Origin of the sequence: Bacillus sp. NPDC094064 (assembly GCF_050279585.1) — a bacterium.
Taxonomy (GTDB): Bacteria; Bacillota; Bacilli; order Bacillales; family Bacillaceae_G; genus Bacillus_A.
Genome location: NZ_JBNNUI010000001.1, coordinates 19,221 through 38,298, shown reverse-complemented (window position 1 = coordinate 38,298; position 19,078 = coordinate 19,221). Strand labels below are relative to the sequence as shown.

The 19,078-nt window shown below is 36.4% G+C and carries 21 protein-coding genes; 3 read left to right on the top strand and 18 right to left on the bottom strand.

The genetic code is table 11. The features are described 5' to 3' along the window. The first annotated feature begins 99 nt into the window (after positions 1 to 99). Positions 100 to 849, top strand: a complete 750-nt coding sequence (locus ACQKNI_RS00185; RefSeq protein ID WP_088229847.1) for a (S)-benzoin forming benzil reductase — start codon at positions 100 to 102, stop codon at positions 847 to 849. A gap of 35 nt (positions 850 to 884) precedes the next feature. On the opposite strand, the gene ACQKNI_RS00180 is transcribed toward ACQKNI_RS00185, so the two are convergent. From ACQKNI_RS00180 to ACQKNI_RS00155, 6 genes are all read right to left on the bottom strand, one after another. Then, complete coding sequence (locus tag ACQKNI_RS00180; protein ID WP_088229848.1) at positions 885 to 1,718, bottom strand: GNAT family N-acetyltransferase; 834 nt, start codon at positions 1,716 to 1,718, stop codon at positions 885 to 887. A gap of 66 nt (positions 1,719 to 1,784) precedes the next feature. Beyond that, positions 1,785 to 3,293 (bottom strand): argininosuccinate lyase, encoded by a 1,509-nt coding sequence (argH, locus tag ACQKNI_RS00175; protein WP_088229849.1) that lies wholly within the window; start codon positions 3,291 to 3,293, stop codon positions 1,785 to 1,787. Positions 3,294 to 3,394: 101 nt separating this feature from the next. Beyond that, on the bottom strand, positions 3,395 to 4,504 hold the full coding sequence (locus ACQKNI_RS00170; protein WP_098357649.1) for a serine hydrolase: 1,110 nt from the start codon (positions 4,502 to 4,504) through the stop codon (positions 3,395 to 3,397). 117 nt (positions 4,505 to 4,621) lie between these two features. Next, complete coding sequence (locus tag ACQKNI_RS00165; protein WP_088229851.1) at positions 4,622 to 5,554, bottom strand: nucleoside hydrolase; 933 nt, start codon at positions 5,552 to 5,554, stop codon at positions 4,622 to 4,624. A 122-nt stretch (positions 5,555 to 5,676) separates the two neighbouring features. After that, positions 5,677 to 7,110, bottom strand: coding sequence for a sodium/pantothenate symporter (gene panF, locus ACQKNI_RS00160; protein WP_088229852.1), 1,434 nt, complete (start codon positions 7,108 to 7,110; stop codon positions 5,677 to 5,679). Positions 7,111 to 7,113: 3 nt separating this feature from the next. Continuing rightward, on the bottom strand, positions 7,114 to 7,392 hold the full coding sequence (locus tag ACQKNI_RS00155; RefSeq protein WP_088229853.1) for a YhdT family protein: 279 nt from the start codon (positions 7,390 to 7,392) through the stop codon (positions 7,114 to 7,116). A gap of 273 nt (positions 7,393 to 7,665) precedes the next feature. Between ACQKNI_RS00155 and dhaS the strand changes: the two genes are divergently transcribed. Then, positions 7,666 to 9,150: an aldehyde dehydrogenase DhaS gene (dhaS, locus tag ACQKNI_RS00150; protein ID WP_088229854.1), complete on the top strand. Its 1,485-nt coding sequence runs from the start codon at positions 7,666 to 7,668 to the stop codon at positions 9,148 to 9,150. A gap of 51 nt (positions 9,151 to 9,201) precedes the next feature. Here dhaS and fabG read toward each other — a convergent pair whose 3' ends face one another. After that, the gene (gene fabG / locus ACQKNI_RS00145; protein WP_088229855.1) at positions 9,202 to 9,942 is read right to left on the bottom strand and encodes a 3-oxoacyl-ACP reductase FabG; all 741 of its coding nucleotides are present in this window, start codon (positions 9,940 to 9,942) and stop codon (positions 9,202 to 9,204) included. 133 nt (positions 9,943 to 10,075) lie between these two features. Between fabG and ACQKNI_RS00140 the strand changes: the two genes are divergently transcribed. Next, a complete protein-coding gene (locus ACQKNI_RS00140; RefSeq protein ID WP_140417291.1) occupies positions 10,076 to 10,225 on the top strand; it encodes a YfhD family protein in 150 nt (49 codons plus the stop codon). Positions 10,226 to 10,298: 73 nt separating this feature from the next. Here the strand turns inward: ACQKNI_RS00140 and ACQKNI_RS00135 are convergent, their stop codons facing one another. The 11 genes from ACQKNI_RS00135 to ACQKNI_RS00085 form a co-directional block, all read right to left on the bottom strand. Continuing rightward, on the bottom strand, positions 10,299 to 12,152 hold the full coding sequence (locus ACQKNI_RS00135; protein WP_427282085.1) for a terpene cyclase/mutase family protein: 1,854 nt from the start codon (positions 12,150 to 12,152) through the stop codon (positions 10,299 to 10,301). Between the two features lie 99 nt (positions 12,153 to 12,251). Beyond that, positions 12,252 to 12,677: a divergent PAP2 family protein gene (locus ACQKNI_RS00130; protein WP_088229857.1), complete on the bottom strand. Its 426-nt coding sequence runs from the start codon at positions 12,675 to 12,677 to the stop codon at positions 12,252 to 12,254. 79 nt (positions 12,678 to 12,756) lie between these two features. Further along, positions 12,757 to 13,698, bottom strand: a complete 942-nt coding sequence (gene rarD, locus ACQKNI_RS00125; RefSeq protein WP_088229858.1) for an EamA family transporter RarD — start codon at positions 13,696 to 13,698, stop codon at positions 12,757 to 12,759. Between the two features lie 91 nt (positions 13,699 to 13,789). Beyond that, the gene (locus tag ACQKNI_RS00120) at positions 13,790 to 14,038 is read right to left on the bottom strand and encodes a DUF1294 domain-containing protein (protein WP_088229859.1); all 249 of its coding nucleotides are present in this window, start codon (positions 14,036 to 14,038) and stop codon (positions 13,790 to 13,792) included. Between the two features lie 182 nt (positions 14,039 to 14,220). Further along, positions 14,221 to 14,628, bottom strand: coding sequence for a hypothetical protein (locus ACQKNI_RS00115; RefSeq protein ID WP_088229860.1), 408 nt, complete (start codon positions 14,626 to 14,628; stop codon positions 14,221 to 14,223). A gap of 42 nt (positions 14,629 to 14,670) precedes the next feature. Next, complete coding sequence (locus ACQKNI_RS00110) at positions 14,671 to 14,895, bottom strand: group-specific protein (RefSeq protein ID WP_088229861.1); 225 nt, start codon at positions 14,893 to 14,895, stop codon at positions 14,671 to 14,673. A gap of 15 nt (positions 14,896 to 14,910) precedes the next feature. Continuing rightward, positions 14,911 to 15,960, bottom strand: coding sequence for a P-loop NTPase (locus tag ACQKNI_RS00105; RefSeq protein ID WP_088229862.1), 1,050 nt, complete (start codon positions 15,958 to 15,960; stop codon positions 14,911 to 14,913). Positions 15,961 to 16,046: 86 nt separating this feature from the next. Further along, positions 16,047 to 16,283 carry a molybdopterin converting factor subunit 1 gene (gene moaD, locus ACQKNI_RS00100; RefSeq protein ID WP_088229863.1) on the bottom strand — a complete coding sequence of 79 codons (237 nt, stop codon included), beginning with the start codon at positions 16,281 to 16,283 and terminating at the stop codon, positions 16,047 to 16,049. A 3-nt stretch (positions 16,284 to 16,286) separates the two neighbouring features. Next, positions 16,287 to 16,751 carry a molybdopterin synthase catalytic subunit MoaE gene (moaE, locus tag ACQKNI_RS00095; RefSeq protein ID WP_088229864.1) on the bottom strand — a complete coding sequence of 155 codons (465 nt, stop codon included), beginning with the start codon at positions 16,749 to 16,751 and terminating at the stop codon, positions 16,287 to 16,289. Continuing rightward, positions 16,732 to 18,039, bottom strand: coding sequence for a molybdopterin molybdotransferase MoeA (locus ACQKNI_RS00090; protein WP_088229865.1), 1,308 nt, complete (start codon positions 18,037 to 18,039; stop codon positions 16,732 to 16,734). The genes moaE and ACQKNI_RS00090 overlap by 20 nt, the downstream gene beginning before the upstream one ends. Before the next feature lie 18 nt (positions 18,040 to 18,057). Then, positions 18,058 to 19,074, bottom strand: a complete 1,017-nt coding sequence (locus ACQKNI_RS00085; protein ID WP_088229866.1) for a molybdopterin-synthase adenylyltransferase MoeB — start codon at positions 19,072 to 19,074, stop codon at positions 18,058 to 18,060. Positions 19,075 to 19,078: the final 4 nt, after the last annotated feature.

Genomic DNA, 19,078 nt, shown 5'->3' with positions numbered 1-19,078 from the left:
TCTATAGTAAAAAGTGATTTATACTATAAAATGTAGACAACCTATGTGATGTACGTTGTCCAACAAAATTCCGCATATGCGAGAGGAGTCTGTAACATTATGCGCTATGTAATCATAACAGGAACTTCACAAGGTTTAGGTGAAGCAATTGCCACGCAATTATTAGAAAAAAATACAACTGTCATCTCTATTTCTAGAAGAGAAAATAAAAAGCTTACTAAACTTGCAGAACAAAATAACAGCAATTGTATGTTCCATTCCGTAGATCTTCAAGATGTACATAACTTAGAAACTAACTTTAAAGAGATCATCTCATCTATTAAAGAAGACAATGTATCCTCTATTCATTTAATTAACAATGCGGGCACACTTGCACCAATGAAACCAATTGAAAAAGCAGAAAGTGAACAACTCATTACGAACGTTCACATTAATTTACTTGCACCTATGATTCTTACATCTACGTTCATGAAACATACGAAAGAATGGAAAATAGATAAACGCGTTATCAACATTTCATCTGGAGCAGGAAAAAATCCTTATTTTGGATGGGGCGCTTACTGTACAACGAAAGCTGGTGTAAATATGTTTACACAGTGCGTAGCTACTGAAGAAGCGGAAAAAGAATACCCAATAAAAATTGTCGCTTTTGCACCTGGTGTTGTTGATACAAATATGCAAGTACAAATTCGTGAAACAAATAAAGAAGACTTCACAAATTTAGACCGCTTCATCGCATTAAAAGAAGAAGGAAAACTACTGTCACCTGTATACGTTGCGAAAGCTATACGTAACTTACTAGAAACTGAGGACTTCCCGCAGGGTGAGGTTATTAGAATTGATGAATAGCGAAAAAGCGTGCTAAAATAGCACGCTTTTTCATTCTATTCCTCTAAAAATATAAGTACAGACTCCATAATTTGCTCATAACCAATTTCTTTATAAATTTTATTAGATGTTGGATTTGCTAAATCCGTATACAATGTGGTCGTTTTATAACCTTCATCTAACAAATGTTGACTGAGGGCGGCTACACAATTAGACGCATATCCTTTTTTCCTTGCTTCTTTTGGCGTATATACGAAATTAACCGTTATGTTATTATTAGTTGGTCTCGTTTTTGCAGCTACAGAAACGAGTTTTCCATCCACTTCCAAACCAAATAGACGACTATTATTGATTAATGTATGTGCTGTTTGTTTCGCTTCTTCTTTCGTAGTTGGGAGCTTCACGTCTTCACAAAATTGATATATCCACTGTTCTATTAATGGTAGTTCATCACTACTTACTTCTCGAAAGATTCCATCTCCGTTCCACTTTTTCTTTACTTGTTTTAATTCATATATACCTTGCTCCATTGCAACATTCGTTTTCTTATTTTCTAACATCGCGATCTCTTCCGCTAATTTCTGTACAATTTTCTTATTACCAATCAATCCAGGAATATCCGGATATACTTTCGTTAACTCTTTTGCAAGCACTTTGATAGCTACTCCCGAAATTTCAGCATTTGCAACAATGATTTGTTTCTTCTCTTCTGTTTGAAGAAATACAACCGCAATTTCTTCTCCTTGTTTCGCTGCCCCCATAAATATCGGTTCTTGGACCATTTGTAATAACCCTAATATAAGATTATTTTCCTGCTCATTCTTTTCTAAAAATGGTGTAACCTCTTCTTTAAAATTAAGTATCTCTTCATACACATGTAATTGAATCATCGACAATCTCTTCTCTCTATTTATAGTTTCATTAAGTATTGGCGATTAATTCATTAAATCCTTCTTTTACGATTCAATAATATTCAAGACTAACGTATTCAAATCATTTTCAGCTTGTAAAATTCTCTGTTTTTCCTTTTCAAATACCTCTTCTTCTTGTTGAAACGACTCTTTTCGTTTTTTAATCATGCGCTCCATTTCTTTTTTACTCGGGCCACCACATACATTTCTTTTTTGAATAAAAGCTTCGGGTGATATAATCTCTTTCCACTCTTCTTCTAATAAACGCACTTTCAAATTTTCTTGTAAGTACAGATCTACTTCTTCGAAATGTAATTCATGAAGCTCCTTTTTCTGCTCCAATGACATATTTGCAATAGCACTTGCTGCATGATGCGCTTGTCGAAATGGAATGTCATAGTTTTTTGTTAAAACATCTGCAAAATCAGTTATCGTAATTGCATGTTTATAGGAACGACTTTTTAACGTTTCTTCTTCTACTTTCATCGTTCGAATGACTGCATTCATAATACAACACACACGAATTGTCTTTTCAATTCCTTTGTATAAATACGGCTGCAAGTCATCCTCTGTATCGACAATATCACCAAATGGTGTATTATGAATCATTTGAAATACAGTAAAAGCTTCCCCTAAAGCACTACTCGTAATAGCTCTGGCATGTTCAATTGAAACCGGATTTCGTTTTTGCGGCATAATACTACTAATTTGTACATATGGCTTCGCAACAGTAATACCATCATATTCTTTCGTTGCTAATAATAAGAAGTCATGAATCCATCTACTCGTATTTGTCATCATTACCATAAGTAACGAGCTAACTTCTAATAAATAATCCGCACCAGCAACAGCATCATATGAGTTCTCGATTACATTTGTAAATCCAAGTAAATGAGCCACTCGCTCTCGTTTAATTGGGAAACTTGTTGTAGAAAGAGCAGCTGCCCCCATCGGAGAATGATTTAAAAGCTGATACGTTTTTTTCATTCGTTCTAAATCTCTTTGCATCGTATCGTAAATCGCTAACGCATAATGACCCAATGTTGTTGGCTGTGCTGGTTGCGTATGTGTATATGCTGGCATTATCGTTTTCTTATGATCATCGGCAAGTTGCAATATACTTTCTTGCAATAACAAATGATGTTCCATTAATCGTAAAACATATCGTCTTAAACTCATGCGATACATCGTAACGCCCATATCATTTCTACTTCTACCAATATGCATATTACTTACAAAATCACATTTTGCTTCTTGAAAAATTAAATGTTCTACTAAAAAAAAGAGATCTTCATGTTGCTCTGTATATAGCAATTGATCTTTCGGAATTCCCTCTATCTTTTTTAGTGCGTTTAATATAACTTTAGCTTCTTCATTTTTCATTAAATTTTCTTCAGTCAACATTATAATATGTGCTTTGTGCACTTCAAACATATCTTTCAATAAGTAATTTCGCTGAAAATCAAATACATGTTGTAATACACAATCCACATATGTTTTCCCAGGGAAATCAGCGCCTTCACTCTTTATAAACTCTTCTTTACTCTGTTTCATCACCTTTTCCCCTTTCACCTAAGTATTACTACCCATCATACCCAGAGATAGCAAAAAAGTGCTTGTACACAAAAATAAACTCGGTGCTTTAAGCACCGAGTTTATTTAATAAAAGTCGCATCATATTTATCACTTTGCAACACTTGGAAATGTAAGTTTGCTAAATGTTTCCGTATTTCCGCACTGTCGTCCTCATTTAAATCATTTGCTAAGAACACTATTTCTGTACAGTTCCCGCGTTTATCCATTGCATAAACTGCTTTTGTCACTGTCCATGGTGTATAACCATTCTTTTGCCCCGCGTGTCTGAATATTTTACGATATTTCTTGGCACTCATATCCGTCTCAACGATATCCGCCCACACTTTTTCCTCCGCTTCTGTCAAGCCACCTTTATGATTTGCCTTTTGAAGCAATACCATATAATCGTTTGCAGAAGCAGCCGGCAATCTATCTGACCAAATTTTATCGTAACGGTCCTCCAAATAAAGAGGAAGTTCCTTCTGCAATAATGGCCCTTTCTGTTTTAAGCGTTCATGAATAATCATCGCATACTCACGATATTGCTCTTGAGACATTTCTTTTAACTTTTTCTCTATTTTATCTTTTGGAACATGTAGTTCTTTATGCAAGTATCCCGGAATGTATAAAGATGAAACAATCGGAAATAGTGGTTGATGTGCAGGAAGCGATAAACTTTGTAAATTTCGGTTAATGTTATCCAATCCTAACACTTCCATTAAGTATTCAGTATTCGCATTTGAACTGAACTTAACCATACCTTTTGCAACTTCCTCTAATGAGACTGCTCCTTCAGTTATTTTTTCTTTTTTTTGCAAATAATTTTGCCATCTGTCTTGTGCACCGCCATCTGTATTCGGCACATAATAACGATTCACATCATTAATGGAAACGAAACTAGAGGGGTCAATTTTCCCTTCTGTAACTTGTTTCGTATATTCAAGTGCCACTATTAGCTTCATCGTACTAGCAACTGGCAATACAACATTTGGATTTACAGAATAAACAACTTTATCATTTCTCTTTACTAAAAGCGCACTATTTTTCTCATCTTTATGTTCTTCAATAAAAGATGCTATATACTGTGCATCATCATTATTTGAACTCCAAACTTTTTTCACTAAAAAATTACCCGATATTAGCAAAACGAAAATACCCACAATCACTGCGCATACTATAGTTTTTTTCAAGTAAAATTCCTCTCCTATTGTGTAACTCTTATCTCTCTATCTTTTAAAAACAAAATAATGGAGATGATCATTTACATGACCATCTCCATTATTTTAACTTGTATGCTCCTATCATGTCTACGTCATAATTTTCACAAAGTCTTCTAGAAATTTTTTATAATGTAATGACCAACCGATTCGCACCCAATTCTTTAATGCTTTTGAGTCAGGCTGAGGCCGGAAATCAGCAATACTTTCTCCTTTTGCAATACCAACTGTATCTACATCGACACGGCGATACACATAATCTAAAAGGGATGGATTCGCCGCAACCATCATCGTAACAACATCATGTACCGGACTACCTGTTATTTTTGGATTTATCTTTTTATAAGCTTTATAATAATACGTAAATATCGGTTCGATTAATTTATTAAAACTCGTTTTAGAGTGTTTCGTAATATACTTTACCATTTCTGGTGTAATAATTGCTTCGGATGTAACATTAAGAGGTACTAATGTCACATTTTTAGCATGTTGCATGACTAATTGCGATGCAATCGGATCACCATGAAAATTCGCCTCTGCGACTGGTGTAACATTGCCTGGCATTAAGAACGCACCGCCCATTATATAATATTCTTTCACATACTTCATCATCGGCTTTTCTAAAATAAAAGCTGTCGCTAGTGTCGTTGACCTTCCTGCATCAACAATAATCAATTCTCCTTTATACTGCTCAAGAATATCGAAAAATGCACAAAAAGGTTTTATATTTGGTGAAAAAGCTTTTGGAGGTTTAATAGGTCCTAAGCCATCTGCACCATGAATTTCCGGATAAAACGTCACAAAATCCCCAGACAAAGGAATTTTCGCACCGTTAATAACTGGTATATCTTCACGTCCTGCCATTTGCAATAAATACGCCGCATTACTCGTTGCTTTTTCTTGTGTTACATTCCCGTACCCTGTTACAACACCAACAATATCAATATCAGGATGCATGATTCCATACATAATGGCTAAAGAGTCATCAATTCCTGGGTCTCCTAAAAATAATACTTTTTTCATCGACCTCAACTCCATCCACTCAATTGTTATTAATTTATGAATACCCATACGTATACAGAATAAAAAAGAACAAATTCATACGAAAAAACGCAACCCTATACGGGCTGCGTTCTCCATTTTATCTAGATTTTTTTATTCATAGTAACCATACTGCCAATGATGTAAGCAATACATGCAAAGCAGATTGGGAAGACAACTGTATGTATACCGAACGGATTTGGATAGAAAAGATGAATACACATATATGAGCCTACCCCAACTACAATGGAAGCGAGTGCTCCAGTTGCATTCCCTTTTTTCCAATATAACCCTAACACAATCGGCCAAATAAAAGCCGCTTCTAATCCACCGAATGAAAATAAATTTAACCATATTAAGAAATCTGGTGGCTTAATCGCTGCTGCATAAACGAGCAGCCCTACAATACCAGTAATCCACAGACTTCCTTTTTTTATCGTACTGTCTGCTGCATCTTTATTTATGTAATTTACATATATATCTTTAATAATCGATGAACTTACAAGTAACAATAACGAGTTTACTGTAGACATAATTGCTGCCATTGGTGCAGCTAAGAAAACTCCAGCTAACCAAGGTGGCAATACTTCCATTGCTAATAGCGGCATTACTTTATCTGGTACTGTTATACCCGGAAGTACTACTCGTGCAAACACACCTGTTAAATGCATACCAATCATAATTGTACCAACGACAATCGTCCCAATTATGAGCGCTTGATGCATCGCTTTTGAATTTTTATACGACATTGCACGCACGCTAATTTGCGGTAAACCAACGACGCCAATTCCAATTAAAATCCAATACGATGTAACATATGATTTCGTTAAACTACCATCTGCTCCGAATGGTGTAATTAAATTCGGATTAATTTGAACGAGTTCGTGCATAATCTTTTCAATTCCACCACCGGCGATGACAGTCGCAATTAAAATGATTGTCGTTCCAACCAGCATAATGATACCTAATATCGTATCTGATAACGCGACTGCACGAAATCCACCAATTAATACGTACACAAGTACAGAAAAAGTAAATAAAAATAGCGCTGTTGTATACGATAAACCCGTTAGCGACTCAATTAATCGTCCACCGCCAACCCACTGAGCTACTGTTGCTGAAAATAAAAAGATAATAATACATAACGCTGAAAGAATCACGACTGCTTTATTATTGTATCTTCCTTTTAAATAATCGATCAAAGTAATTGCTTCCATCTTCCTAGCGATAATTGCAAACTTTTTACCAATAACCGTTAATACGATATATCCGGTGACAACTTGAATCGCTGATAATAGTACCCATCCAAGCCCCATATTGTATGCTATACCAGGCCCACCAATGAAGCTACTCGCACTACCGTACGTAGCAATCATTGTCATTGCTAATAATAAACCGCCAAGCTCACGCCCACCAAGAAAATATTCTTGTAAAAATTTATTTTGTGCCGTTGTTTGTACACGCCTTGAAGCATATACACCAATTAAAAATACAACGATAAATGAAATTATCATTGGAATGATTACATACCAATTCATCTATTATTCCTCACTTTTTTCTTCCTCATCGAGTGAAATATCTTGAAATACAAAACGAACAACTAAACTAAGCAAAATAACCATAACGATAAATCCAACAATACAGCTATAAAAAAACCATGCTGGAAAACCGAATACGTATGTATATTCACTTGGATCTTTACTACCAAGCCCATAAGCAAATCCGTACCATATTATAAAATTAATAATAGCCAGTCCAAGACCAATTAACGCTTCTCTATGGGCAATTCGAAAACGTGGATCATCATGATAATCCTTCATTTTTCTCCCTCCTCTCACGATGTATTATTGTACCATTGTTCTTCTAGTTTTTCCTACTAGAAAGCAAAAACAAGCAGGATTTTTTATAATTACATAGAAGATTTTCTTACATTACATATTTTTTACAATTGTAACACAAATGAAATTTGAATTTTCAGTATTTATTAATTATGATTTGAATTAGAGGCTTTTCATCTAGTTCCCACATCCTTGATTTCGGAATAAACGCCGTCTCGTACTGCGTTTACATTATATTTTCAAGGGGGTTATACAATGAGTCAACTAGCTGTAAATCTTCATGAAAAGGTAGAAAAGTTTCTTCAAGGCACGAAAAAGTTATATGTGAATGGATCTTTCATTGAAAGCGCTTCCGGAAAAACATTTAAAACACCTAACCCAGCAACTGGCGAAACACTTGCCGTCGTTTCTGAAGCTGGTCGCGAAGATATTCATAAAGCTGTAGTTGCGGCTCGCATGGCTTTTGACGAAGGTCCTTGGTCTCGCATGAGTACCGCTGAACGAAGCCGCCTTATGTACAAGCTTGCCGATTTAATGGAAGAACATAAAGAAGAGCTTGCACAGCTCGAAACGTTAGATAACGGAAAACCAATCCGTGAAACAATGGCAGCAGACATACCACTTGCAATTGAACATATGCGCTATTATGCTGGCTGGGCTACGAAAATCGTTGGTCAAACAATTCCTGTCTCCGGTGATTACTTTAACTATACACGCCATGAAGCTGTCGGTGTTGTCGGTCAAATTATTCCTTGGAACTTCCCACTTCTTATGGCAATGTGGAAAATGGGAGCAGCACTTGCTACAGGATGTACAATCGTTTTAAAACCTGCAGAACAAACTCCACTTTCCGCTCTATACTTAGCTGAATTAATTGAAGAAGCTGGATTCCCGAAAGGTGTTATCAATATCGTTCCTGGATTCGGTGAATCAGCTGGACAAGCTCTCGTTAATCATCCACTCGTTGATAAAATTGCATTTACTGGTTCTACTCCAGTTGGTAAACAAATTATGAGACAAGCATCCGAATCATTAAAACGCGTTACACTTGAATTAGGTGGTAAATCACCAAATATCATCTTGCCAGATGCTGATTTATCTCGCGCGATTCCTGGTGCACTTTCTGGTGTTATGTTTAACCAAGGACAAGTATGCTCTGCTGGATCACGCTTATTTGTTCCAAAGAAAATGTATGATAACGTGATGGCTGATCTCGTCCTCTATTCTAAAAAACTAAATCAAGGTGTCGGTCTTAACCCTGAAACAACAATCGGGCCTCTCGTTTCCGAAGAACAACAAAAACGTGTAATGAGCTATATCGAAAAAGGAATTGAAGAAGGCGCTGAAGTACTTTGCGGAGGAAGTAATCCATTCGATCAAGGTTACTTTGTTTCCCCTACAGTATTCGCTGATGTAAATGATGAAATGACGATTGCAAAAGAAGAAATTTTCGGTCCAGTTATTTCTGCAATACCGTTTAACGATATTGATGAAGTAATTGAACGTGCGAATAAATCACAATTCGGCTTGGCAGCTGGTGTATGGACAGAAAATGTTAAGACAGCACACTATGTTGCAAGTAAAGTACGCGCAGGTACAGTATGGGTAAACTGTTATAACGTCTTTGATGCAGCATCTCCATTTGGAGGATTTAAACAATCTGGTCTTGGCCGTGAAATGGGCTCTTATGCATTAAATAACTATACAGAAGTGAAGAGCGTTTGGTTAAACTTAAATTAAATTGAAAAGAACCTGACCCACTCGGTCAGGTTCTTTTCAATTTGTATTCCTTTAAACTTGCAGCCCTCCGCTCACATTTAATACTTCTCCTGTAATATAGGATGCATATTCTGACGCTAAAAAGGCCGCTGCGTTCGCAATATCATCTGGCGTTCCAATTCTACCAACTGGAATCGCTCCAACCATCTTTTCTTTCACTTTATCTGGTATCGTTTTTGTCATATCTGTATCCATAAACCCTGGACAAATTGCATTACAAGTAATACCGAAACTTCCAACTTCTTTCGCCGCTGTTTTCGTTAAACCTACAACTCCTGCCTTTGTAGCTGCATAATTCGCTTGTCCAATATTCCCATCCCTACTAATAGAAGAAATATTAATAATCCTTCCATATCCTTGCTGTCTCATATAAAGAAGCGCTGGCTGCATACAATAAAAAACACCGCTTAAGTTTACTTGCAGTACTTGTTCCCATGCTGATTTCTCCATTTTATGTAACATAGCATCTCGTGTAATACCTGCGTTGTTCACTAAAATATGTAATTCACCAAATGTTTGAACTGCATATTCAATTAATGTCTTCGCGTCATTTTGATTACTCACATCACAACGATACTGCCTCACTTCATATCCTTCTGCCACTAATTCATTTGTCGTTTCTTGTAACTTTTCTTCATTCACATCACTTATTAATACTTTCGCCCCTAGTTTTCCAAAAACCTTTGCTATTTCTTTTCCTATTCCTTGTGCACCACCTGTTATAACAGCTGTTTTCCCAGTTAAAAACTCCATCCCTATCCCCCATTTCTATTACTTATACTGTATATTTCTGCCCCTTGCTTTCCAAATCCTCTTTGTATAAAAAAGTCTATTTGTGTCAAACTAACTTTGCAACGTCGCATAATGCACAAGGAGATTGTATCGAATGAACAAAAAGAATTTCAAACAGAGCAAAGCTGCTGATGGCATTGATGTCGAGTTCTCTCGAGAACTCGCTGACCACAATGACTTAGAAGCAAACGCACGTGCAAATGCCGCTAATGCACGTCAAAAACGCCAGTCAACAGAAAAATAAGGTAAATCATAACCTTATTCTTTTCAACAGGGACCTACTACCCAACAAAATAAACCGAGAGATATCTCTCGGTTTATTTTCTATATTTTTTTACATAATGCGCAAATGTAAGTAATGGATATATATAGGTATAACTATAATAACGAATATAAAATCCACCCGGCAAACCTGTACCAGTAGGATATTTTTCATTCCTATTAGGATTCGCAAGTAAATATGAAATTCCTTTTCGAATAGCTGGTGTTTCTTTATCATAGTAGGAAATAAGAGCATCTAACGCCCATGCTGTTTGCGATGGTGTACTAAATGGTAAAGTAACAAACCTTTTCTCCAAGCTACTTTGACAAGATTCTCCCCAGCCACCATCTTCATGCTGTATATGTTCAAGCCATAAAGCGGCTCGTTTCAAGGAAGGGTGTGTAGAAGGAATTCCTAGTGACCGTAAACCAGTCATCACCGCCCAAGTGCCATATATATAACAAATACCCCATTTTCCATACCAAGATCCATTTCCCTCCTGTTCATTCATTAACCAATTTACCGCACTTTGTTTTTGTTTCTCAGGCAATTCATTTTGTGCATACGTCCCGAAAAACTCTAACACTCTCCCTGTAATATCTGGTGTAGAAGGATCTATTATCATATCGCTTGCGTTTTCGATTGGTAAATTTGCTAATAATCGGCTCGTTACCCCTTTTTCAAAAGCGCCCCAGCCACCATCATTATTTTGCAATCCTTTAATCCAATTAACTCCTTTTCCCCAAGCATTATCTACATTTTCGTTCCCCCTACTTCGTGCCAACGCTCTTAACGCAGCCGTTGTATCATCAATATCCGGAACTGTCGTATTCACATCCGAAAAACCCCAACCACCTGGAGTAAGAGCCGGTGCATGTACGCCCCAATCAGCTTTTTTTGTATGCTGTTTTTTTAATACGTACACTGTTGCATTTTGAATCATTTTACTTTCCTTTGAAACATGAGCCTCCTGTAATGCATAGCTAAGTAATGCTGTATCCCAGACAGTTGACGGCGAGTTTTGCAAATGATGCCCTCTTTCCATCTTCCATGTATAAGATGTTATCCCCGTTATTGCCTTTTGAATAATTGGCGATTGAATCGAATGTCCTAATGCAAGTAAAGCATAAATCATATAAAATGAAGCACTTGCGTAACTATATAACGTTCCATTTTCATCGATACGCTCTTTCATAAAACGTTCTAGTTCCTCATATCCTTTATGATGTAAAGAAAGCGGATACGATATAATCTTTTTCACATCACTTACTACCGTTTGAAAGACCGGAGATCGATCCTCTCGAAACCACTCTCCACCCCCGCCTTCAATATGACTTAAATTTGGCAATAAATTTTCTCCAACACGAAACCTTTTATTTAAACAAACTATCATCGGAATTAAATGGATACGAGCTGCGCTACTTAATTCAAATATACTAAGGGGGGAATCATTTTGCAGAAACATAATCGGTGTTGGCAAATGAAAGATCGGAGGGTATTTATATGCTCCATGAATCGCTAATAAAAACTTCGTCATAAAGTGAGCACGTGCTACCCCGCCACGCTCCTTTATAAACATTTCCGCTCGCTTCATATTCGCATCTTCTTTTGTATATTTTTTCGAAGCAAGTAACGCAGCATAAGCTTGAATAGTAGCTGATAAATTGCCACCCATTTCATCGTCGTGCAACTTCCATGTCCCTTCATTTGTTTGAAGTGATGCTAATCTTTTCACAAACGGTTCTACCTCTTTATCTCTACCTAGTAATTTTAATAAAAAAATCATATGACAATCTGTTAATGGCGCTCCTTCAAAACAAAACCGCCACGTACCATCTTGCCTTTGCATCGTTTGAAGTGCAGTTGCTCTTCTCACTATTTCTTCATGCACTTTTTCATATAATAACAAGTTACTCACCCGCCTTTTCGAAATCCGTATAACGATATTCAATAAGACAGGTGAATATGTATAAAAACAAAGAAAAGCAGAACATATAGTATGTTCTGCTTATAAGCAATATCCTACTCCGACAATAACCCCTAATAAAGCACCGACTACTACTTCATACGGTGTATGTCCGACAAGTTCATTTAACTTCTTATATTCTGTTTGTCTACCGTGAAAAAATTCATTCAATATTTTCGCTTGTTTACTTACCGCAAGCCTTACTCCTGAAGCGTCATACATAACAATAATGGCAAAAATGGCAGCAATCGCAAACATGGAACTTTCCACACCTTCCACAACTCCAACACCTGTCGCAAGTGCTGTAACAGTTGAAGCATGAGAACTTGGCATGCCGCCTGAAGCAAAAAACTTCGCAAAATCAAACTCACCCGTTTTAAATAATTTAAAGACAACTTTCGTTAACTGTGCTAAAAACCACGAAATTACAGCAGCCATAATCGGATCATTATGTAAAATTGTTTCCACGTTCTCAGCTCCCTACTAGCTATAATGAAAATTCTATATAATATAAGTATAAAGAAAAATGCGTAGAAAATACTACGCATTATGACACTTTTGCTGATTTATTTTTAATAAATTTCGGTTGTTTCTGCACTAAAAACTTTGTTTTTGCTACCGAGAATACAAATAAAGCAACCCATATACAGAAAAACGCCATCATATGAGTAGATGTGAAATGTTCACCAAATACAAATACACCTAAAATTAAACTAATTGTTGGTGCAATATATTGTAAGAAACCTACCATATAAAGTGGAATAAGCTGCGCTCCTTTTGCGAAATAAAAAAGTGGCAATGCTGTAACAATGCCTGCTCCAATTAAAAGTAACGTCGATACCATAGAAATAGAACCAAATGAACCGAAACCATGTGCTCCTGTCATAACGAGATAAAGAATCGCAAATGGCGTCACTAACATCGTTTCCATCGTAAGTCCAATTGTCGCATCATAATTTAACAATTTTTTCGTTAATCCGTATAGTCCAAATGAAAAAGCAAGTGATAAAGAAACCCACGGAATAGATCCGAAACGTACTGTTAAAATGATAACCCCTACCCCAGCTAAACCAACTGCAACATATTGCCAAAAGTTTAACTTTTCCTTTAAAACGACTGTACCAAGTAAAATACTAATAAGTGGATTAATATAATAACCAAGACTTGCTTCAATGACATGATTATGATTTACGGCCCATATGTAAACAAACCAGTTTCCGCTAATCAAAACTGAAGCTATTGTTAATGACATTAATAATTTAGGTCGTTTAAAAAGATTCACAAACTCTCCGATAAACTGGCGAAATCTCCTCGTAACACCTAATACGAGTAACATAAAAACGAACGCCCAAACGATGCGGTGCGCTAATATTTCATCTGCTGGGACTTCCTCAACCCATTTCCAATAAATCGGTAGAATTCCCCACATCGTATAAGCACCAGCCGCATATATGATCCCTTTTTTTTGCTCTGCTGATTGACTCCCCATCTTCCATTTTCTCCTCTTCTCATTTTTCTCCATTATACGGTCCCACATGCTTACTTTACCAATAATCAATCCGCAATTCTTTCGACACTTCTCATACAGCAAAAAATAAACATACTGTTATAACGACAAGTAATGGTATACCGAAAACAAATTTCTTTTTATGTGTTTTATGATGAAACATATACATACCGATCCAAGCACCAACTGCTCCCCCAGCTGCCGCTGATAAAAATAGCGTACTTTCTGGTGTTCTCCACTGTTTCTTCTTCGCTTTTCGTTTATCAAGCCCCATAAGGCTAAAAGCTATAACATTAATAATAATAAAATAAATCCATTTCATCGCTTTCTCTCCCTATGAAAAATTCGCTTAATGGTAACATGAAAAAACGATGGAAACAACTGAAGAACACTTTTTAGCACACTAGTTTAGTTGGTCGATATTAATTCATTACTTTCATATTTACATAACCAATAGAAAGTGCGATTACAGCTATTAAAAAGAAAGATATTATGAGTATATATTTATATTTCTTTTTCATTTCCTTCACCTACTGTAGTCATATCACCAAAAAAACTTCTCTCAATCTCTTTCTCATCAAAATGAAGTACTACAAGTAAACCTACGTATAAAGAAACCAAATTTAAAAACCATTCCCCTTTATCATCCTTCTTAGCTAAACATTTAAATATCTCTTGAAATTGCATACGTTCATCTGCAACAACAACCGGTCGCACCCCAAAATATTTCAATACGAAATGTAAATCAAGTTGCACGGATAATGATAAAATATATTTTAATAGCTCCGTATACGCTGCACTATCTTTTTGGCTATACAACTTCACAAGCTTTTGATGTAACTGAGGAATCGATAATGTTACGTCATTCATTTTTGTTGCTTCTATCGTTTCAATCATCTTTTTCATATCCATCACATTCACCCCTCCTGAAAAAATTCTAAAGCTAAAGGGTATTTACCTCATCATGTGCAATAATTGTGCTTTTCTCGTCTCTCGTTCTTCTTCACTAACTAAGTCATACTTTTTTAAAAGATGAAATATATCATTTAATATTCCCTGTGAATGATTACCTTGCAAAAAAACCTTCAATCCTGCAAAAATCTCTTTAGATAAAAAACTCTTCTGACTTTCAAGCTTATTCATTACATCTTCCATAGAATGATCGATATTACACGCCATACTAAACTTCCCCCTCTATCCTCTATAAATAATATCTTCCGCTAACGATGTAAATACTTCTCCAACAAGAGAATCTTCATCATATACAGATGAACCGTTATTTTCTTCACGTTTTGCAAAAGGTATTTTGGCAATTACTTCTGTTTGCAGTTGTTCTGCGAGCATTTCACCGCCACCTTTTCCGAAGAGGTAATTTTTCGATCCATCTTGCTCTTCAAAATAAGCCATATTTTCCACAATACCTAAAATCTCATGATTCGTATGTTTTGCCATTACACCGACTCTTGAAGCAACGAATGAAGCTACATTATGCGGCGTTGTAACAATTATTTCTTTCGCTTGCGGGATCATTGCTGCAACATCAATGGCAACATCTCCTGTACCAGGTGGTAAATCAAGCAGTAAATAATCTAATTCTCCCCAGTGCGTATTCGCAAGGAAATTTTGAATCCATTTATTTAACATCGGTCCACGCCACATAACTGGGTTATTTCCTTCTGTAAAAAATCCCATCGACATGATTTTAACACCGTGACTAACGACTGGAATTGCTGTTTGATCGATCATCGTTGGTTTTTGATTCGTTTCCATCATAGCTGGAATACTAAAACCATATATATCTGCATCTAATATCCCCACCTTTTTTCCCATGCGAGCTAGTGCAGTTGCAAGATTAATTGTCACCGTTGATTTTCCGACTCCACCTTTTCCGCTCGTTACAGTAATAAACCGTACTCCTGAATCAAGGCGAAGCATGCTCGGCATACCAGTTTCTGTTCTATTATTTTTCTTTAACTTCTCTGTTAAAGCTGCACGTTCTTCTTTTGTCATAGAACCGAATGTTACATCCACTTTAGAGGCACCAATTGCGTGAAGTGATTCTTCAATATCTTGTTGAATTTTTGCTTTTAACGGACAACCTTGGATTGTTAGCACTACTTCAAGTTTAACCTCTGTACCATTCATTTGTATATTTCTAACCATGTTTAATTCTACAATACTTTTGTGTAACTCTGGATCCTCCACATGTTTTAAAGCATTCATAATTTGTTCATGAGTAAGCATAACACTCATCCCTTCTCATATTCTTAATTTTTTATAACATCATGTCCTAATAAAATAATTTATCATATACTACCTTCTTAAACGTATTAACCTCCACTAACAGGCGGAATGAATGCAACTACATCTCCAGCTTGAATCGTCTCTCCATTTGTTACAAACTCCTCATTAATTGCTACCATTACAGCTTCCAAAGATTGTAATTGATAACTTTCTTTCATCCATTCTTTTAATTGCCCAACAGTCATTTCTTGTTTTTCTAACATTACTAGTCGATCTAATCCGACTTCCTCACGCAAATTTGCAAACAGTAAAATTGTAATCATTTCTCATTCTTCTTTCTTTGGTTTTCCTTCTGGATAAGGCGTATTTTCAAGTTGATCTCCAATCCACATCGTTCCATCTTCCCAAAATTCTTTTTTCCAAATTGGAACGATTCTTTTTATACGTTCAATTGCGTACTCATTCGCTTCATAAGCTACTTTCCGATGTGGTGATGAAACGGCAATGACAACTGCAATATCCATTATTTCGAGTCGTCCTACTCTGTGTGTAATTGCTACTTTTGCATCTGGCCACTTTTTATTAATTTCTTCACCAATTTGCGTAAGTTGTTTTACTGCCATCGGTTTATATGCTTCATACTCTAAATGTAACGTTCGTTTTCCTTTTGTTAATTCTCTCACCGTACCAATAAACGTTGTAATCGCACCTGCTTCTCTTCTTGCCACTTTATTCGTTACTTCTTCAACCACAATTGGTATATCTACAATCTCAAATAGAACTTGTCCCATTAGAACCACCTCTCACTTTATAAAATGTCCAAGGCCATTCATTACCCTCGTTATCCTCCAACAAGAGAACGTCTACGAACATACCTTTTTTATAACCTCTCGTTCCACCTGGAAGTACAATAAATATATTTGTCTCCGCTAGAGAAGAAACCGAGTTAGATTTATCAAAACCTGACGGATAAGCGGTTAATTGCCCTTCGTTATATGTCAGTTTCGCTCGTACAAATCTTGTAAATGGATTCGGTTTTAGGAAATCTTCTCCTAACAATGCTTTTTCTCTTTTTAAATGTGCTTTTTCACTAAACATATACGTCCGAATACAAGGTCTTACGAACAATTCAAATCCTACGTAACAAGCAGATGGATTTCCTGATAAACCAAATAATAACTTTCCGTTTAATTGTGCTACAGTCGTTACACTCCCTGGTCGCATTGCAACTTTATTGAAAAGAACAGATGCACCTAACTTTTCATATATAGCTGGTAAATAATCGTAATCCCCTACTGATACACCACCTGTTGTAATGAGCATATCTACTTGGCTTAACGCTTCTTTTACAGCTTTGAAACATGTATGAAAATCATCGCTAAACTTCCCAAAATATTTTACTCTTCCGCCCGCTCTTCGAATTTGAGACAATATCATATACGTATTACTATTTCGGATTTTCCCTGGCTGTAATGAATCATTTACATCCAGTAATTCACTACCGGTCGCTAACAATCCAAGTACAGGCTTTCTCGCCACTGGCACCTTGCTATAGCCGAACGTAGCAAGAAGAGCTGAAATACCTGGATTAATGTATGATCCTTTCTTTGCAAGAACCGTTCCTTTACGAACATCTTCACCTTGAAAAGAAATATTGTCGCCCGTTTTGAATGATCGCTTCACTTCTATATAATTGTTTCCAGCCTCCTCATATTGACGAGTCAGCTCTAACATAACAACCGCATCACACCCATTCGGAATTTGCGCTCCCGTCATAATTCGAACTGCTTGAAACGGACCTACTTCTTCATGAAATAGCGAGCCTGCTCCAATCTCTCCAACTACCTCAAATGCAATTGGTTTTTCATAGCTCGCTAAAGTCGTATCTTCTGCTCTAATAGCAAACCCATCATATGGTGAACGATTGAATGAAGGTACATCATGGTCAGCTACTATATCCTCTGCTAATATACGTCCGTAAGCTAATTCAATAGGTAGTAGCTCCTTTAAGCCATTACTAGCAAATCCCATTACTTTACGCACAGCTTCCTCAACCGTAATTGGCACTCTTCTTTCCATTATCGACAACCCTTTCTATTAACCGAATACGCGATAATATAGTTGTTTCGCTTTCGGAATATCATTTGTACCATGAATGAAAACACGACCATCTTGAAAAATAACGACGCGGTAATCATCTAGTTGGGCAGATAGTAAATAAGGATTTCGATCTACTTTCCCAAGTTTTTTTAATACTTTTTCAATATCATCAAAATTATGCTGTCTATTTTCTACTGGTCTAATTTGAACTGTATTTCTTCCGCACAAAACGGCTACCTTCGTTTGATTTTCATATGATAAATAAGGATAAGTTCGATTCAAACCGCACGATGGACAATCGTCCGTTTTTATTTTTACTAATTTGATACAATGATTTTGATTACTCCATATATCAAACATGAAAAACGTTTTTCTAATTGCTGAAAAATCTTCCACTAAAATTTTGAGTGCTTCTGCCACTTGATATGCTGCAACAATTTGAACTGTCGGACTAATAATCCCAGCCGTGTCACACGTCACACCTGTAACCGGAACATTCTTCAGTACACAATGTAAACACGGCGTCTTTTGCGGAATAATCGTATAACTCATACCGTATGATCCAACGCAAGAACCATAAACCCACGGAATATTATGTTTTTGTGATAAATCATTTATTAGAAATCGAATGTCAAAATTATCTGTTGCATCAATGATTACATCGACATTTTCTAATAGCCCTGCCATGTTTTCTGCACATGCATCCATTACGAAAGCATGTATTTTCACTTCCGAATTAATCTGTTCTAAGCGATTTTTAGCCGCTATTGCTTTCGGAATTTTGTCTCTCACATCTTGTTCAGAATATAGTTGTTGTCTTTGTAAATTACTCCATTCTACGTAATCACGATCAATAATCGTCAACTTCCCAATACCTGCACGTACGAAACTCTCTGCACTTGCACTTCCTAATGCACCCGCTCCTATAATTAACACATGTTTATTTCGAATTTTTTCTTGGCCTTTACTCCCAATCGGTTTGAACAACTGTTGCCGGGAATACCGCTCTTCCATTGCA

Bases quoted from the DNA above. Each gene is read 5' to 3' on its own strand.
- argH (WP_088229849.1), bottom strand. From the start codon at position 3,293: ATGAAACAGAGTAAAGAAGAGTTTATAAAGAGTGAAGGCGCTGATTTC.
- ACQKNI_RS00120 (WP_088229859.1), bottom strand. From the start codon at position 14,038: ATGAAATGGATTTATTTTATTATTATTAATGTTATAGCTTTTAGCCTT.
- moaD (WP_088229863.1), bottom strand. From the start codon at position 16,283: ATGATTACAATTTTACTGTTTGCAAATTTGCGTGAGGAAGTCGGATTA.
- ACQKNI_RS00165 (WP_088229851.1), bottom strand. From the start codon at position 5,554: ATGAAAAAAGTATTATTTTTAGGAGACCCAGGAATTGATGACTCTTTA.
- moaE (WP_088229864.1), bottom strand. From the start codon at position 16,751: ATGGGACAAGTTCTATTTGAGATTGTAGATATACCAATTGTGGTTGAA.
- fabG (WP_088229855.1), bottom strand. From the start codon at position 9,942: ATGGAGTTTTTAACTGGGAAAACAGCTGTTATAACAGGTGGTGCACAA.
- ACQKNI_RS00090 (WP_088229865.1), bottom strand. From the start codon at position 18,039: ATGGAAAGAAGAGTGCCAATTACGGTTGAGGAAGCTGTGCGTAAAGTA.
- ACQKNI_RS00180 (WP_088229848.1), bottom strand. From the start codon at position 1,718: ATGATTCAATTACATGTGTATGAAGAGATACTTAATTTTAAAGAAGAG.
- ACQKNI_RS00110 (WP_088229861.1), bottom strand. From the start codon at position 14,895: ATGGCGTGTAATATCGATCATTCTATGGAAGATGTAATGAATAAGCTT.
- panF (WP_088229852.1), bottom strand. From the start codon at position 7,110: ATGAATTGGTATGTAATCATTCCAATGATAATTTCATTTATCGTTGTA.
- ACQKNI_RS00185 (WP_088229847.1), top strand. From the start codon at position 100: ATGCGCTATGTAATCATAACAGGAACTTCACAAGGTTTAGGTGAAGCA.
- ACQKNI_RS00140 (WP_140417291.1), top strand. From the start codon at position 10,076: ATGAACAAAAAGAATTTCAAACAGAGCAAAGCTGCTGATGGCATTGAT.
- ACQKNI_RS00105 (WP_088229862.1), bottom strand. From the start codon at position 15,960: ATGCTTACTCATGAACAAATTATGAATGCTTTAAAACATGTGGAGGAT.
- rarD (WP_088229858.1), bottom strand. From the start codon at position 13,698: ATGGGGAGTCAATCAGCAGAGCAAAAAAAAGGGATCATATATGCGGCT.
- ACQKNI_RS00115 (WP_088229860.1), bottom strand. From the start codon at position 14,628: ATGGATATGAAAAAGATGATTGAAACGATAGAAGCAACAAAAATGAAT.
- ACQKNI_RS00085 (WP_088229866.1), bottom strand. From the start codon at position 19,074: ATGGAAGAGCGGTATTCCCGGCAACAGTTGTTCAAACCGATTGGGAGT.
- ACQKNI_RS00155 (WP_088229853.1), bottom strand. From the start codon at position 7,392: ATGAAGGATTATCATGATGATCCACGTTTTCGAATTGCCCATAGAGAA.
- dhaS (WP_088229854.1), top strand. From the start codon at position 7,666: ATGAGTCAACTAGCTGTAAATCTTCATGAAAAGGTAGAAAAGTTTCTT.